The sequence below is a fragment of the Streptomyces sp. NPDC056734 genome (assembly GCF_042790455.1).
Lineage (GTDB): Bacteria > Actinomycetota > Actinomycetes > Streptomycetales > Streptomycetaceae > Streptomyces.
In genome coordinates this window covers 8703-22353 of record NZ_JBHTZD010000013.1, presented here as the reverse complement: position 1 = coordinate 22353, position 13651 = coordinate 8703, and the positions used below count along the sequence as shown (strand labels likewise).

12 protein-coding genes are annotated in these 13651 nt (G+C 72.7%); 8 read left to right on the top strand and 4 right to left on the bottom strand.

Annotated elements, in window-relative coordinates:
• A partial coding sequence (locus ACFRFC_RS20480; RefSeq protein ID WP_383112647.1) for a DUF397 domain-containing protein occupies positions 1 to 101 on the top strand: 101 nt, incomplete at its 5' end.
• An 88-nt stretch (positions 102 to 189) separates the two neighbouring features.
• Here the strand turns inward: ACFRFC_RS20480 and ACFRFC_RS20475 are convergent.
• The 3 genes from ACFRFC_RS20475 to ACFRFC_RS20465 form a co-directional block, all read right to left on the bottom strand.
• Positions 190 to 1680 carry an aldehyde dehydrogenase family protein gene (locus tag ACFRFC_RS20475; RefSeq protein ID WP_382679209.1) on the bottom strand — a complete coding sequence of 497 codons (1491 nt, stop codon included), beginning with the start codon at positions 1678 to 1680 and terminating at the stop codon, positions 190 to 192.
• A gap of 179 nt (positions 1681 to 1859) precedes the next feature.
• Positions 1860 to 2774 carry an ROK family protein gene (locus ACFRFC_RS20470; RefSeq protein ID WP_382679212.1) on the bottom strand — a complete coding sequence of 305 codons (915 nt, stop codon included), beginning with the start codon at positions 2772 to 2774 and terminating at the stop codon, positions 1860 to 1862.
• Between the two features lie 54 nt (positions 2775 to 2828).
• Positions 2829 to 3530, bottom strand: a complete 702-nt coding sequence (locus tag ACFRFC_RS20465) for a flavin reductase family protein (RefSeq protein ID WP_382679215.1) — start codon at positions 3528 to 3530, stop codon at positions 2829 to 2831.
• A 148-nt stretch (positions 3531 to 3678) separates the two neighbouring features.
• Here ACFRFC_RS20465 and ACFRFC_RS20460 point away from each other — a divergent pair, with 148 nt between their 5' ends.
• The gene (locus ACFRFC_RS20460; RefSeq protein WP_382679217.1) at positions 3679 to 4905 is read left to right on the top strand and encodes an ROK family transcriptional regulator; all 1227 of its coding nucleotides are present in this window, start codon (positions 3679 to 3681) and stop codon (positions 4903 to 4905) included.
• A gap of 182 nt (positions 4906 to 5087) precedes the next feature.
• Here ACFRFC_RS20460 and ACFRFC_RS20455 read toward each other — a convergent pair whose 3' ends face one another.
• Complete coding sequence (locus ACFRFC_RS20455) at positions 5088 to 6161, bottom strand: N-acetylglucosamine kinase (RefSeq protein ID WP_382679220.1); 1074 nt, start codon at positions 6159 to 6161, stop codon at positions 5088 to 5090.
• A gap of 128 nt (positions 6162 to 6289) precedes the next feature.
• On the opposite strand from ACFRFC_RS20455, the gene ACFRFC_RS20450 reads away from it, so the two are divergent.
• The 6 genes from ACFRFC_RS20450 to ACFRFC_RS20425 all read left to right on the top strand — a co-directional run bounded on the left by ACFRFC_RS20450 (position 6290) and on the right by ACFRFC_RS20425 (position 13584).
• Positions 6290 to 7585: a 6-phospho-beta-glucosidase gene (locus ACFRFC_RS20450; RefSeq protein WP_382679223.1), complete on the top strand. Its 1296-nt coding sequence runs from the start codon at positions 6290 to 6292 to the stop codon at positions 7583 to 7585.
• Between the two features lie 314 nt (positions 7586 to 7899).
• Positions 7900 to 9177, top strand: coding sequence for an extracellular solute-binding protein (locus ACFRFC_RS20445; protein WP_382680156.1), 1278 nt, complete (start codon positions 7900 to 7902; stop codon positions 9175 to 9177).
• On the top strand, positions 9155 to 10189 hold the full coding sequence (locus ACFRFC_RS20440) for a carbohydrate ABC transporter permease (RefSeq protein WP_382679226.1): 1035 nt from the start codon (positions 9155 to 9157) through the stop codon (positions 10187 to 10189). Before ACFRFC_RS20445 ends, ACFRFC_RS20440 begins: the two co-directional genes overlap by 23 nt.
• A gap of 61 nt (positions 10190 to 10250) precedes the next feature.
• Positions 10251 to 11165, top strand: a complete 915-nt coding sequence (locus ACFRFC_RS20435) for a carbohydrate ABC transporter permease (RefSeq protein WP_382679229.1) — start codon at positions 10251 to 10253, stop codon at positions 11163 to 11165.
• A 35-nt stretch (positions 11166 to 11200) separates the two neighbouring features.
• Positions 11201 to 12880 (top strand): GMC family oxidoreductase, encoded by a 1680-nt coding sequence (locus ACFRFC_RS20430; protein ID WP_382679232.1) that lies wholly within the window; start codon positions 11201 to 11203, stop codon positions 12878 to 12880.
• A 32-nt stretch (positions 12881 to 12912) separates the two neighbouring features.
• Positions 12913 to 13584 (top strand): type 1 glutamine amidotransferase domain-containing protein, encoded by a 672-nt coding sequence (locus ACFRFC_RS20425; RefSeq protein ID WP_382679235.1) that lies wholly within the window; start codon positions 12913 to 12915, stop codon positions 13582 to 13584.
• Positions 13585 to 13651 lie beyond the last annotated feature (67 nt).

The window sequence follows — 13651 nt, the reverse complement described above, 5'->3', positions numbered from 1 at the left end:
GTGATTCCAAGAACCCGACGGGTCCGATACTGGACGTCCCCGTCGGCCCGTTCGTCTCCTTCGTGGCAGGTGTCAAGGCCGGGGAGTTCGACGCGATCTGACGACCCGGCCCGAGCAGCCCCCCGGTACGCGAGCCCCACCATGCAAGCCACGGTGGGGCTCCGCCCTACCCGGACCGGTCGGCAGACCCTACGTCGCGAAGAAGATCGGCTTCAGGTGGGTGAAGAACGCGATCCCGTCGCCCGCCCCCTCGTACTCGCCCCGCCCGCTGTTCTTGCGGCCGCCGCCCGGTACCCGCAGGTCGCCCACCGAGGTCGGCAGGTTGATGCCCACCCGGCCCGCGTCCACGGCCTGGGCGAAGCGGCGGCCCCGGTTCCGGTCGCCGGTGAAGATCGCGGCGCACAGGCCGTACGGCGTGCCGTTGGCGAGGGTGATCGCCTCCTCCAGTGAGGAGACGCTCAGCAGCGCGACCACCGGGCCGAAGATCTCCTCCTGGACGATGGGGGAGTCGAGGGCGGGCCTGTCGATGACCGTCGGCGCGATGTAGTGGCCGGCGGGGAGGTCGGGGCCCTCGGCTGGGCCGCCCCCGATCAGGACCGTTCCGGAGACGGTTTCCGGGGTGAGATAGGAGAGCACCTTTTCGTACTGGACTCGGGAGGAGACCGGGCCCATGTCCGCGTCCGGGTCGAGTCCGTCGCCGACCCGGATCTCCCGGGTACGGGCGACGAACCGGTCCCGGAACTCCTCGAACACCGGCTCCTCGACCAGGATCCGGCTGGTGGCGATGCACCACTGCCCCGCCGCCGTGTAGGACGCGGCCACCGCCGCGTCCAGCGCCCGGTCCAGATCGGCGTCGGCCAGCACCACCAGCGGGTTCTTGCCGCCGGTCTCCACCTGGACCTTCACATCCCGCGCCCCGGCCAGCTCCGCGACCTGGAGCCCGACCCGGGTGGAGCCGGTGAAGGAGATCGCGTCCACCTCCGGGTGGTCCAGCAGTGGCTGACCGGCCTCCGGGCCCGTGCCGAAGACCAGGTTGTACACCCCGGCCGGAAGGCCCGCCTCCATCAGCGCCCGGCCCACCATCTCCCCCGTGACCGGGGTGAGTTCCGAGGGCTTGACCACCACCGCGTTGCCCGCCACCAGCGCGGGCACGCTCTTGCGCAGCACCGCGCTGAACGGGTAGTTCCAGGGGGTGATGAGCACCGCCACGCCCACCGGCGCCCGGGTCAGCTCCACACCGAGGTCGGCCTCCAGCGCCTTCTCGTGGCTCAGCAGATCCGGGGCGATCTTGAGCTGATAGGCGGTGGCGGCCAGCGCCCGCGCGATCTCGCCCTGGCAGTCGGCCAGTGTCTTGCCGGACTCCAGGACATCGGCGACCGCGAGCGTCTCCGCCCGGCTCTCCAGGATCTCCAGCGCCCGGCCGATCACCGCGATCCGGTCCTCGACGGGCGTCGCCGCCCAGCCCGCGGCCGCGCCCCGCGCTGCGGTCACCGCCTCGGCGGCGTCCTTGGCGTCCGAGGCCGGGCATACCGCGACGATCCGATCCGTACGCGCGGGATTCTCCCGCGTCAGGGTGCGCCCCGAACGCGCCGGCTGCCAGGTCCCGCCGACCAGATTGAGGACCTGCCGCGCGGACTCGGGGACCAGGGGCGCGGACGACGACTGAGGTGAAGCGGTCATGGGATGAAGCCCTCCCGTCTGCGGATGCAGAAGGTCAGTATGACGCTGCCAATGTGAAGGTACCCTTACTATTCACCAGCTTGAAGCCAGGCTCAAGAGGTGAGTTGTGATGGGAATGCTGGCCGGTGTGACGTGGACTTACCGTCACGCCTTGAGGTATCTATAGTAAGTAGCCTTTACTATTTATTCGGGGGAGGAGCCACATGCGACGCCAGCAGCAACGCCCCGCGCAGCACCGCCCGCCCCTCCAGCGTGGAGCGCACGACGTACGTGTCCATCCCCTCGCGCACCCCGGCCACCGCCGGATCGTCCCCCAGCCGCCGCACGGTCGCCTCCCGCAGCGCCGGGAGCAGACCGGGCAGGGTCATCACGTCACCGTCGAAGACGATCCGCTCCGGCGAGACGGCGTAGGTCAGCGCGGTGGTCAACTGCGCCAGGTACCACGCCTCCAGCTCCACCACCTCCTCCGCCACCGCACCGGGCCAGTCCTCCGCCACCGCACCGGGCCAGCCCTCCGCCCCCGTCCGCGCCACCAGCGCCCGCCTGCTCGCCAGCGACTCCAGACAGTCCGGGTGGTAGGGGCAGTGGCCGGGCAGGTCGTCCGACGGGTGCCGGGCGACCGGCAGATGCCCCAGCTCCGGATGGGCCCGCCCGTGCACCACCCGCTTCCCGGTCAGCACCCCCGCCCCGATGCCCCCGGTCACGATCACGAACACCAGATCGCCGCCCCCGCCCCCCGCCTCCCGCTCGGCCAGCGCGCCCGCGTTGACATCCGTGTCCAGCGCGATCGGCACTGGGAACTCCCGCCACACCGCGCCGACCAGATCGAACCCCGGCCACCCCGGCTTCAGCACCGACCCCACCCGGCCGTACGTGGCCGACTCCAGCCGCAGATCCAGCGGCCCGAAGCAGCCGATGCCGACCGCCGTCACCGGGCCGTACCGCTCCTGCTCCGCCCGCAGAAACCCGGTCACCCGGCCCAGCGTCTCGTCCGGTGTGGTGGTGTCAAACACCGCCTCGGCCCGTACATCCTCAGGCCCTGTGCCGATCGCACACCTGAAGTCCCTGCCCGATCCCGCGATTCCGGCGAACACCCTCGCTCCTCCCTGTCGTATGCCATGTGTGATGGTCCGGGTGCGCGGCGCCGGTCATGGGTCGCCGCCCTCCTTCGCCCGCCCGCCCCCGTCGGCCGATCCGTCCCCGTTCCTCAGTCCCTCCCAGTCCGGCCGGGGCAGCCGGAACACCTCGCCGAGCGGCGCGTACGCCGAGCCCGACAGCCGGGCCACCGGCGCCAGCAGTTCCGGGTCCACCCGTCCCGCCCGCCACACCTCCGGCGCCACATGCAGATGCAGCACCTCGCCGATCACCAGCACACTGCCGCCGACCGGCACCTCCCGCACCAGACGGCACTCCAGATGGGCCCTGGCCCGCGCCACCCGGGGCACGGCCACCCGTACCCCCGGTGTCTCCGCGAGCCCCGCCCACGCGAACTCGTCCTCGCCCGGCGGAAAGTCGGCCGCCGTGAGATTCATCGCGCCCACCAGATCGGCCGACACCACGTTCACCACGAACTCGCCGGTCGCCCGGATATTGGTGAGGGTGTCGCGCACCCCGGTCGAGCCGAAGACCACGTGCGGCGGATCGTGGGAGGCGATGGTGAAGTACGAGTGCGGCGCCACATTGCGCACCCCGCCGGGGCCCAGCGTCGACACCCAGGCGATCGGGCGGGGCACCACCAGCGAGGTCAGCAGGTGGTAGACGTCCCGCACCGGCCAGGCGTCCGCCGACAGTTCCAGCGGGCCGTCCAGACGCTCGGGCGGGGCAGCGCCGGTTCCCTCGGGCTCGGTCAAGATCGCTCCCTTTGTCAGCCGGTAGGATTGCGGCGCTCTTCGGCGCCCTGTCCGTCCGCGCCGGGCCGGGCCGACGCTTCGTCGGTCGCCGGTGGTCGCACCAGGTCGGGAGGGAGTCGGGGCCACGTTTGTCGAGCCGCGTAACTTCGTGAAAGCGGACCCCTCGATGGTCCGGGCCATCAACCGGCGGTCGGTCATCGACGCCATCCAGCACCACGGCGTGCTCTCGCGCTCCCAGGTGGCGCGGGTGGTGGGGCTGTCCAAGCCGACGGTCTCCGAGGTCTTCACCGATCTCCTGGCGGCCGGCCTGCTGCGCGAGGCCGGTGCCACCCACGGCAAGCAAGGCCCCAAGGCCCTGCTGTACGAGATCAACAGCGAGGCCGCCTGGGTCGTCGGCATCGACGTGGGCCGCCGCTGGATCCGCGCCGCGCTCGCCGACCTGTCGGGACGGATGATCGCCCGGCACGACGAACGGGTCCGGCTGCGCAGCAACCAGAGCCTGCTGGACCAGATCGGCGCCATGGCCCGCACCGTGATGGCCGAGCGCGCGGTCGGCTGGGACCAGGTCAGCCAGGTCACCGTCGGCAGCCCCGGAGTGGTCGATCCGGCACGCGGCCAGATGATGCTCGCCGCCAATCTGCCCGGCTGGGAGCGCCAGGGCATGGTCGAATCGATCCGAGCCCGCTTCGACGCCGCCGTCGCCATCGAGAACGACGTCAATCTGGCCGCGCTCGGCGAGCTGTGGAGCGGCTACGGCCGTCAGTACGACAACTTCGCCTACCTGTGGATCGGTTCCGGCGTCGGGCTCGGCCTGGTCATCGACGGCAAGCTGCACCGGGGCGCGCGCGGGCTGGCCGGGGAGATCGGCTACCTGCCGATCGGCCTGGAGGGCACCGGCGAGTCCGGGCCGCCGTGGCGCGGCTGGTTCAGCAGCGGGACCGTCGAGCAGGCGGTGGCCCGACTCGCCGCCGCGCGCGGACTCGACCGGTCGCCCACCATGCGCAGCGTCTTCGCCATGGCCCGCCGCGGGGACGCCCTCGCCCGCGAGGTGGTCGAGCTGGAAGCCCGGCTGCTGGCCCGCGCGGTCTCCACCGTCGCCGCCGTGGTCGACCCGGAGGTGGTGGTGCTGGGCGGTGGCATCGGCCACAACGGCGACCTGCTCACCCCGGCCATCGAAGCCACCCTGCGCTCCCTCACCCCGCTCTCCGTCCAGGTCGTCAACTCCATGCTCGGCACGGACGCGGTCCTGCACGGGGCCGTCGGCAGCGCGGTGTCCGACGCCTGGGGCCGCCTCCTGGGCACCCCCATGCCGGAACCCGGACCGCGCCGCCGCCCGATCCCCACGACGGACGCCACGGGCAGGGTGGGGGAGTAGGACGCCGGGCGCGTGCCCGGGTGCGCGACAGGACATAGGCGCCGGGCAGTCGGGGGACGGGGCCGGGCCCGCCACCTCGGCCCACTCCCCATCTACGGCCCACCCCCCATCTACGACCCAACCCCTGTCTACGACCCACCCCCCATCTACGACCCACCCCGCACCTGCCACCCACCCCCCGCTCACGCCCGCCACCCCTCCGGCACCACCGCCGGCACCGGCTCCCCGCCCCCGCCCCCGGCACTGAGCCGCTGCCGGGTCAGCTGAGCCACCAGTCGCCGCTCGGCCCGCGATCCCGCCTCCGCCCCCAGCGTCCGCAGCCCCAGCAGCGCCGCGCCCGCGACCGGGGGTGACGTAAGGACCCGTACCGTCGCCCGGGGCGCGACCGTGGTCACGCCGCGCCGGACGGTGTCCAGGAGGGGGCCGTCACCGGCGTCGAACAGGCCCCCGCCGAGCACCACCGGGACCTCGGTGCGGGCCAGGTCCAGGCGGCGTACGGCCGTGTCGATGTAGGTGACGATCTCCTGGGCGAGCAGGTCGATCAGCTCGCGGGCCACCTCGTCGCCCTCGGCGGCGGCCCGGAAGACGGTCGGGGCCAGCACCAGGAGCTGGCGTTCGGCGATCCGGCCGGTGTAGACCGCCTCCGCCACCGACAGCGGGTCGGCCATCCCGAAGTACCGGGGCACGGCCGTCTCCAGGGCCGTACGGCGTCCCCGGCCGTCGGCCGCCCGGACCGCCTGTCCCAGTGCCCGCACCCCGAGCCAGCGCCCGCCCGCCACCCAGTCGCCGGAGATCCGGCCGAGCGCGGCGAACCGCAGATCGCGTCCGTCGGGGGCGATGCCCACGCAGTTCAGCCCCGTACCGGCGCCGACCGCCACCCCCCACTGGGCGGGGCTGCCCGCCCACAGCACGGCGAAGGTGTCGTTGTGCAGGACCAGCGACTCGGTGAGCTTCTCGGCGCGCAGCGCCGCCCCCACCCGGTCCTCGTCCACCGGCAGATCGATCCCGGCCAGGCAGAACACCCCCAGCCGGGCCAGCGGTTCACCCCGGGCGAGCCCGGCGCTCTCGCGCAGCCGGGCGGCGCTCTCGCGCAGCGCGGCCATCGACCCCTCCAGGCCCAGCCGCTGGTGGGAGCAGCCGGGTCCGCGGGCCGCCGCGAGGACGGTGCCGTCGGCGGCCACCAGCGCCAGCTCGGTCTTGGAGTTGCCGCCGTCCACCGCCAGGACGGCGGCCCGCGTGATCGTCTCTGGTGTCACCGGCGTCCCCGCTCTCAGGGCTCTGGAAAGGTTGCAGTGCCCGACTATAGTAAGGGCTCATAACAATTTATCCACTCCCTCGGAGTATCCACTCCGCCGGAGTGGCGACCCAGCGGGAAGGCGGAGCGATGGCGGTCAAGATCGCGGTGATCGGCGGCGGCAGCACCTACACCCCCGAGCTGGTGGACGGGTTCGCCCGGTTCGCCGGCCGGCTGCCGGTGGCGGACCTGGTGCTGCACGACATCGACGCGGCCCGGCTGGAGCCGGTGGCCGCACTGGCCGGGCGGATCCTGCGCCGCCAGGGCTGGCAGGGGCGGCTGACGGCCACCGGCCGGCTCGAACAGGCCGTGGAGGGCGCCGACTTCGTCGTCGTACAGCTGAGAGTGGGCGGGCAGCAGGCGCGGCTGCTGGACGAGACGCTGCCGCTGGAGGTGGGGTGCGTCGGGCAGGAGACGACCGGCGCGGGCGGGTTCGCCAAGGCGCTGCGGACCGTGCCCGTGGTGCTCGACCTCGCCGAACAGGTCGCCGCGCGGGCCGCCGACGGGGCCTGGCTCGTCGACTTCACCAACCCCGTCGGCATCGTCACCCAGGCCCTGCTGGACGAGGGCCACCGGGCGATCGGCCTGTGCAACGTGGCCATCGGCCTCCAGCGGCGCTTCGCCGAACTGCTCCGGGTGGCCCCCGAGCGGGTGGCGCTGGAGCATGTCGGGCTCAACCACCTCACCTGGGAGCGCGCGGTCACCGTCGACGGCCGTGACCTGCTGCCCGAGCTGCTCGACCGGCATCTCGACGCGCTCGCCGCCCACCTGGAGCTGCCCGGCGCGCTGCTGCGCGACCTGGACGCCATCCCCTCCCGCTATCTGCGCTTCTACTACCGCACCGCCGGGATGCTCGCCGAGCAGCGGGCCGGACACATCCGCGCCCGCGAGGTGCAGCGCATCGAGGACGAGCTGCTGGCCCTGTACCGGGACCCGGCGCTGGACACCAAGCCCGCCGCCCTGGCCCGGCGCGGCGGCACCCACTACAGCGAGGCCGCCGTGCAGCTCATCGCCTCCCTGTACGACGACCGGGGCGATGTACAGGTGGTCAATGTGCGCAACGAGGGAGCCGTCCCCGGCCTGCCCGCCGACGCCGTGGTGGAGATCCCGGCCAGGATCACCTCGGCGGGCGCCGACCCGCTGCCCGCGCGGGCGCTCCCCGCGGAGCTGCTCGGCCTGGTCCAGCAGATGAAGGCGTACGAACGCCTGGCCGTGACCGCCGCCCGCACCGGCGACCACCGCAGCGCGGTGCTGGCGCTGATGGCCAACCCGCTGGTCGGCGACCGCGAACCCGCGGTGGCCCTGCTGGACTCCTTCCTGCGCGCACACCAGCGCACCCTGCCCGACTTCTGGCGGACCCCCGACCGGACCCCCGCCGGGACCTGATCCGCGACCCCCGCCGGGACCCGATCCGTACCACGATCCGGGACCTGATCCGGGACCGATCCGGACACGAATCTGTAAGCACTCCTTCCTAACTATTGAGCTTGGCCGGAAGCGCCGCTAGATTCTGGACACTCACCGGACTCGGGAGAAGCTGGAGATTCCGGACGTCCCGTACGGGACCGGAGGACCCGCCCGGAGCGGTGCACATGTCCCACGTATCCCATGGGACGACATCGGGGGCCTTACTTCCATATCCATGCGCCATCGAAGGGGGCGTCCAGATGGGTGGACTGCGTAGGGTTCGAGGCTTGTACATGTCCGTCGCCCTGCTGCTGACCGGCGCGCTGACGGCCGCCTGCGGTGGCGGTTCGGACGGTGGTTCGGACGGCGGTTCGGGCGGGAGCGACGAGAAGATCCGGCTGACGATCGGCACGTTCAACGACTTCGGCTACAAGGAGCTGTACAAGCAGTACATGCGGGAGAACCCGCAGATCGAGATCGTCGAGCATGTCGCCGAGTACCAGACCCACCACACCCAGCTGGCGACCCGGCTCGCGGCGGGCAACGGCGCTCCGGACGTGGTGGCGATCGAGGGCGACTTCCTGGGCCAGTTCACGGCCCAGCCGCAGAATTTCACCAACCTGCTCGACCTGGGCGCCGGCGAGCTGGAGGATCGCTGGCTGCCCTGGAAGTGGGAGCAGTCGATGGCCGGGGACTCCGGGGACAAGGCGCAGATCGGCATGGGCACCGATGTCGGCGGCCTCGCCATCTGCTACCGCCGCGACCTGTTCGAGAAGGCCGGGCTGCCCACCGACCGCAGCGAGGTCGCCCAGTTGTGGCCGGACTGGGAGAGCTATATCGAGGTCGGCAAGCAGTTCACCGCGGCGGACACCGGAGCCAAGTTCGTCGACAGCGGCCCACTGCTGTTCAACGCGATCCTCGGCCAGGCGAAGGAGGCGTTCTACGCCCCCGACAACAGCCTCGTCCTGGAGAGCAACCCGGCCGTCAAGGAGTCCTTCGACCTCACCTCCGAGGCCGTCGAGGCCGAGCTGTCCGCCAACCTCGCCGCCTTCAGCCCGCAGTGGAACACCGGCTTCCAGCGCGGCAGCTTCGCCACCGTCACCTGTCCCGCCTGGATGATGGCCTTCATCCAGAGCCAGGCCCCCAAGACCTCCGGCCAGTGGGACGTGGCGGCCGTGCCCGGCGGCGGCGCCGGGAACTGGGGCGGCTCCTGGCTGACCGTGCCCAAGCAGTCCGACCACCCCGAGGAGGCGTACAAGCTCGCCGCCTGGCTCACCGCACCCGAGCAGGCCCTCACCGTCTTCAAGAACATCGGCAACCTGCCCGCCATCCCCGAGCTGTACGAGGACCCGGCCATGGCGGACCTGAAGAAGCCCTTCTTCAACAACGCGCCGGTCGGCCAGATCTTCACCGAGGCCGCCACCAAGCTCCGGCCCCAGTACCAGGGGCCCAAGGCAGCCGCCGTACGACTGGCCCTCCAGAACGGCATCAAACGGGTCGAAGAGGGACGTGAATCGCCCGGCGAGGCATGGGAGAAGGCACTGAGCGATGCGGAAAAGGCCGCTGAGTAGCCCGCCGGTGCCCCCGCCCGCGGCGCGGCCCGCCCCCGCCCGGCCCGTGGCGGGTCCGGCCACCACCCCAGGTGACCGGCCCCGCCCCGGCGGGCCCGGCGGGCTGCGCACCCGGCTGCGGCGCGCCGACCGGACCCTCGCCCCGTACCTCTACATCGCCCCGTTCTTCCTGCTCTTCCTCGGCTTCGGCCTCTTCCCCCTCGGCTACACCCTGTTCGTCTCCCTGCACGACTGGAGTCTGCTGGGCGCCGAGGGCCACCGCTGGGTCGGCCTCGCCAACTACCGTGAACTGCTCGGCGACTCCTACTTCTGGAACGCGCTGATGAACACGGTGTCCATCTGGCTGCTGTCCACGGTGCCGCAACTGCTGCTCGCCCTCGCCCTCGCGCACACCCTCAACATCCGGATGCGTGCCCGCACCACCTTCCGGATGGGGGTGCTGCTGCCCAATGTCGCCTCGGTGGCCGCCGTCGCGATCATCTTCACCCAGCTCTTCGGCCGTGATTTCGGCATGGTCAACTGGGCGCTCGACCTGGTGGGCATCGGCCCCGTCGACTGGCAGGGCGGCCGGGTCAGCTCCCATGTCGCCGTCTCCGCCATGGTCATCTGGCGCTGGACCGGCTACAACGCGCTCATCTATCTCGCCGCGATGCAGACCATCCCGCGCGAGCGCTACGAGGCCGCCCGCACGGACGGCGCCAATGGCCTCCAGCTCTTCCGGCACATCACCGTCCCGGCGCTCCGCCCGGTGATCATCTTCACGGTCGTCATCTCGACCATCCAGGGGCTCCAGCTCTTCGCCGAACCCCTGCTGTTCGACCCCACCCCCGGCGGGGTCACCGGCGGCTCCGACCGCCAGTTCCAGACCCTCACCGTCTACCTCTACGAACAGGGCTTCCGCCAGTTCGACTTCGGCTACGCGTCCACCATCGCCTGGGTGATGTTCCTGGTGATCGTCGTCGCCTCCGCCGTCAACTACCTGATCACCCGCCGTATCCGGTCCAGCGGATGAACGGGCCCGACCGGCGGACAGCACGCCGGCCCCAGGCCGCCGACCCGACGGGAGGGCCGGGATGACCACGACCGCCAGCACCACCCCGGGCACCACTGCCCAGCCCGCCGCGCCACCGCCGCGCGGCCGGTCCCCCCGCCGCCGGGGCGGGCTGCGCCGCCTCAACCGGGCCGGGCCGTTCACCTACGCGATCCTGGGCGCGATCGTGCTCGGCTCCGCGTTCCCCCTGTACTGGACCCTGGTGGTCGCCTCGCACGACAACGAGGCGGTCGGCCGGACCCCGCCCCCGCTGGTCCCCGGCGGCCATCTCTTCGACAACCTCGCCCGGGTGTTCGACACCGTGGAGTTCCAGAAGGCGCTTCTGAACTCCCTGGTGGTGTCGGGCTCGATCACGCTGTCCGTGCTGCTGTTCAGCTCCCTCGCCGGGTTCGCCTTCGCCAAGCTCCGGTTCCGGGGGCGGCAGGGACTGCTGCTGGTGGTGATCGCCACCATGATGGTCCCGACCCAGCTCGGCATCATCCCGCTGTACATCCTGATGGGCGAACTGGGCTGGGCCGGGCGCCTGGAGGCGGTCATCGTGCCGGGCATGGTGACCGCGTTCGGCGTCTTCTGGATGCGTCAGTTCATCCTGGACGCCGTCCCCGACGAACTGATCGACGCCGCCATGCTGGACGGCTGCCACACCACTCGTGTCTACTGGCATGTCATCGTGCCCGCCGTCCGCCCGGCCGCCGCCGTGCTCGGTGTCTTCACCTTCATGCAGGCGTGGAACGACTTCTTCTGGCCTCTGGTGGTCCTCAACCCCGACGACCCCACGGTCCAGGTCGCCCTGTCCACCCTGTCCGCCGGCTACTTCCAGGACTACTCACTGATTCTTGCCGGGACCGCCCTGGCCACCCTGCCCGTACTGATCGTGTTCGCCCTGCTGGGACGGCAGATCGTCGGCGGGATCATGGCCGGCGCGATCCGCGGCTGACCCCGCCGTACCCGCCGTGGCTCCAGGAGGCCGCCTTGTCCCCGCACCCCTCACCCCCTGACGAGGAGTACTCCCATGTGGTCGTCGGCGCCGGCAGCGCGGGCAGTGTGCTGGCCGCCCGGCTCAGCGAGGACCCCGCCGCCCGGGTGCTGCTCCTGGAGGCCGGCCCGCCCGACACCGCCCGCGACCTGCACGTCCCGGCGGCGATGCCCCGGCTGCTGAAGGGCCCCTACGACTGGGACTACGCCACCGAACCGCAGCCCCACGCCGAGGGCCGCACGGTCGCCTGGCCCAGCGGCCGGGTCCTCGGCGGCACCTCCTCCACCAACGCGATGATCTACGTGCGCGGCAGCCACGCCGACTTCGACGCCTGGCGCGACACCTACGGCTGCACCGGCTGGGGGTATCAGGACCTGCTGCCGTACTTCCGCCGCGCCGAGGGCTACCGGGGCCGGTCCACGGCGGCCGACCCGGACGGCCGGGCGGGACGCGGCACAGCGACGCGACGCGGCAGGCCGGCCGGCCTGGGCACCACCGGCCCCCTCGCCATCGAGGACCCCCGGCAACGCCATCGCACCACCCGTGCCTGGGTGGCCGCCGCCCGCGCCCAGGGCCTCGGCCCCGGCGGCGGCTTCAACGGCGGCCGGCCCGACGGCGCCGGCTTCTACCAGCTCACCCAGCGCCGGGGCCGCCGCTGGTCCACCGCCGACGCCTATCTGCGCCCCGCGCTGACCCGCCCCAACCTCACCGTGCGCACCGGCTCCCTGGCCACCCGCGTCCTGATCGAACGCGGCCGGGCGGTCGGCGTCGCCTATCTGTCGGGCGGGATCCCGCACCAGGCCCGGGCCGCCGAGGTGGTGCTGTGCGCCGGGGCGATCCGCTCCCCGCAGCTCCTCATGCTCTCCGGCGTCGGCGACCCCGGGCAGCTGCGCGAGTACGGCATCCCGGTGCTGGCCGAGTCCCCGGCGGTCGGCGCCGGGCTCCAGGACCATCCGCGCTGCACGATGGTCTGGCGGGCCCGCCCGTCCCGCGCCGACCTGCTGGCACCGGCCCGCGCCGAGCTGCTGTGGCGGCTGCTGGGCCGGGGCCCGCTGGCCTCCAACGGCGGCGAGAGCGGCGCCTTCCTGCACACCCGGGAGGGGCTGGCCGGACCCGACCTCCAGTACCACGTCGTACCGCCCGCGCCGCCCGGCCCGGGGCCCGCCGCCGAGCCGCTGATCTCCGTCCTGGTCACGGCGGTGGAGGTGCGCAGCCGGGGAGAGGTGCGGTTGCGCTCGGCCGACCCCGCCGCCGCGCCCGCCCTGGACCCGGGCTATCTCACCCACGAGGGCGATCTGGAGGTGCTGGCCGCCGGGGTGCGGCTCGCCCGGGAGATCGCCGCGCACCGCCCGTTCGCCGACCTCACCGAGGGTGAGCTGACCCCGGGGCCGGGCACCGACGGCGAGGCGGCGATCCGGGACTGGATCCGCCGGGACCTGGTCACCATGCACCACCCCACCAGCAGCTGCGCCATGGGCGGCGACCCGGGGGCGGTGTGCGACCCGCAACTGAGGGTGCGCGGCGTCGCCGGGCTGCGGGTGGCCGACGCCTCGGTGTTCCCGGCGGTGCCGCGCGGCAACACCAACGCCCCGGTGGTCGCCCTCGCCGAACGGGCCGCCGACCTGATCCGGGACCCGTCCCGCACGGCACGGGTGGCGGACCCGCTGGAGGCGTGAGCCCCACCTCGTGACGACAGGAGACCGCAGAGATGACCACAGGCAAGACCGTTCTGCTCGTGCTCACCAGCCATGGCGAACTCGGTGACACGGGCCGCCGCACCGGCTTCTGGCTGGCGGAGGCGGCACACCCCTGGGAGGTGTTCACCCGGGCCGGACTCCGGGTCGACCTCGCCTCTCCGCTCGGCGGGCGCTCACCGATCGACGGGGCGGACATAGGCGACCCGGCGCAGCGGGCCTTCCTCGACGCGGTCGACCTGGCCGCCGCCGTACCGCTGGCGGACGTCGACCCGGCCGGTTACGACGCCGTGCTCTATGTCGGCGGACACGGCACGATGTGGGACTTCCCCGGCAACCCGGACATCGCGCGGATCGGTGACGCCGTCCACGCGGCGGGCGGGGTGATCGCCGCCGTCTGCCACGGCCCCGCCGGGCTGCTCGGCCTCAGCACCCCGCAGGGGACGCCGCTGCTGGCTGGCCGGGAGGTCACCTGCTTCACCGATGACGAGGAGCGGGCCTCGGAGATGGCCGACGTGATCCCGTTCTTCCTCCAGGCCGCCCTCACCGAGCGCGGCGCCCGGCACACCCACGCCGGGGTCTACGCCCCGCACGTGGTGGTCGACCGGCGTGTGGTGACCGGCCAGAACCCGTCCTCGGCGAGGGGCGTCGCGGAACGGGTCACAGCCCTGCTGAACGGCGACTGAGCACACCACCCGAGCACACCACCCGAGCACACCACCCGAGCACACCACCCGAGCACACCACCCGAGC

Coding starts and splice junctions, on each gene's coding strand:
- ACFRFC_RS20475 (WP_382679209.1), bottom strand. CDS start 1,680: ATGACCGCTTCACCTCAGTCGTCGTCCGCGCCCCTGGTCCCCGAGTCC.
- ACFRFC_RS20450 (WP_382679223.1), top strand. CDS start 6,290: ATGGCGGTCAAGATCGCGGTGATCGGCGGCGGCAGCACCTACACCCCC.
- ACFRFC_RS20445 (WP_382680156.1), top strand. CDS start 7,900: ATGTCCGTCGCCCTGCTGCTGACCGGCGCGCTGACGGCCGCCTGCGGT.
- ACFRFC_RS20440 (WP_382679226.1), top strand. CDS start 9,155: ATGCGGAAAAGGCCGCTGAGTAGCCCGCCGGTGCCCCCGCCCGCGGCG.
- ACFRFC_RS20435 (WP_382679229.1), top strand. CDS start 10,251: ATGACCACGACCGCCAGCACCACCCCGGGCACCACTGCCCAGCCCGCC.
- ACFRFC_RS20425 (WP_382679235.1), top strand. CDS start 12,913: ATGACCACAGGCAAGACCGTTCTGCTCGTGCTCACCAGCCATGGCGAA.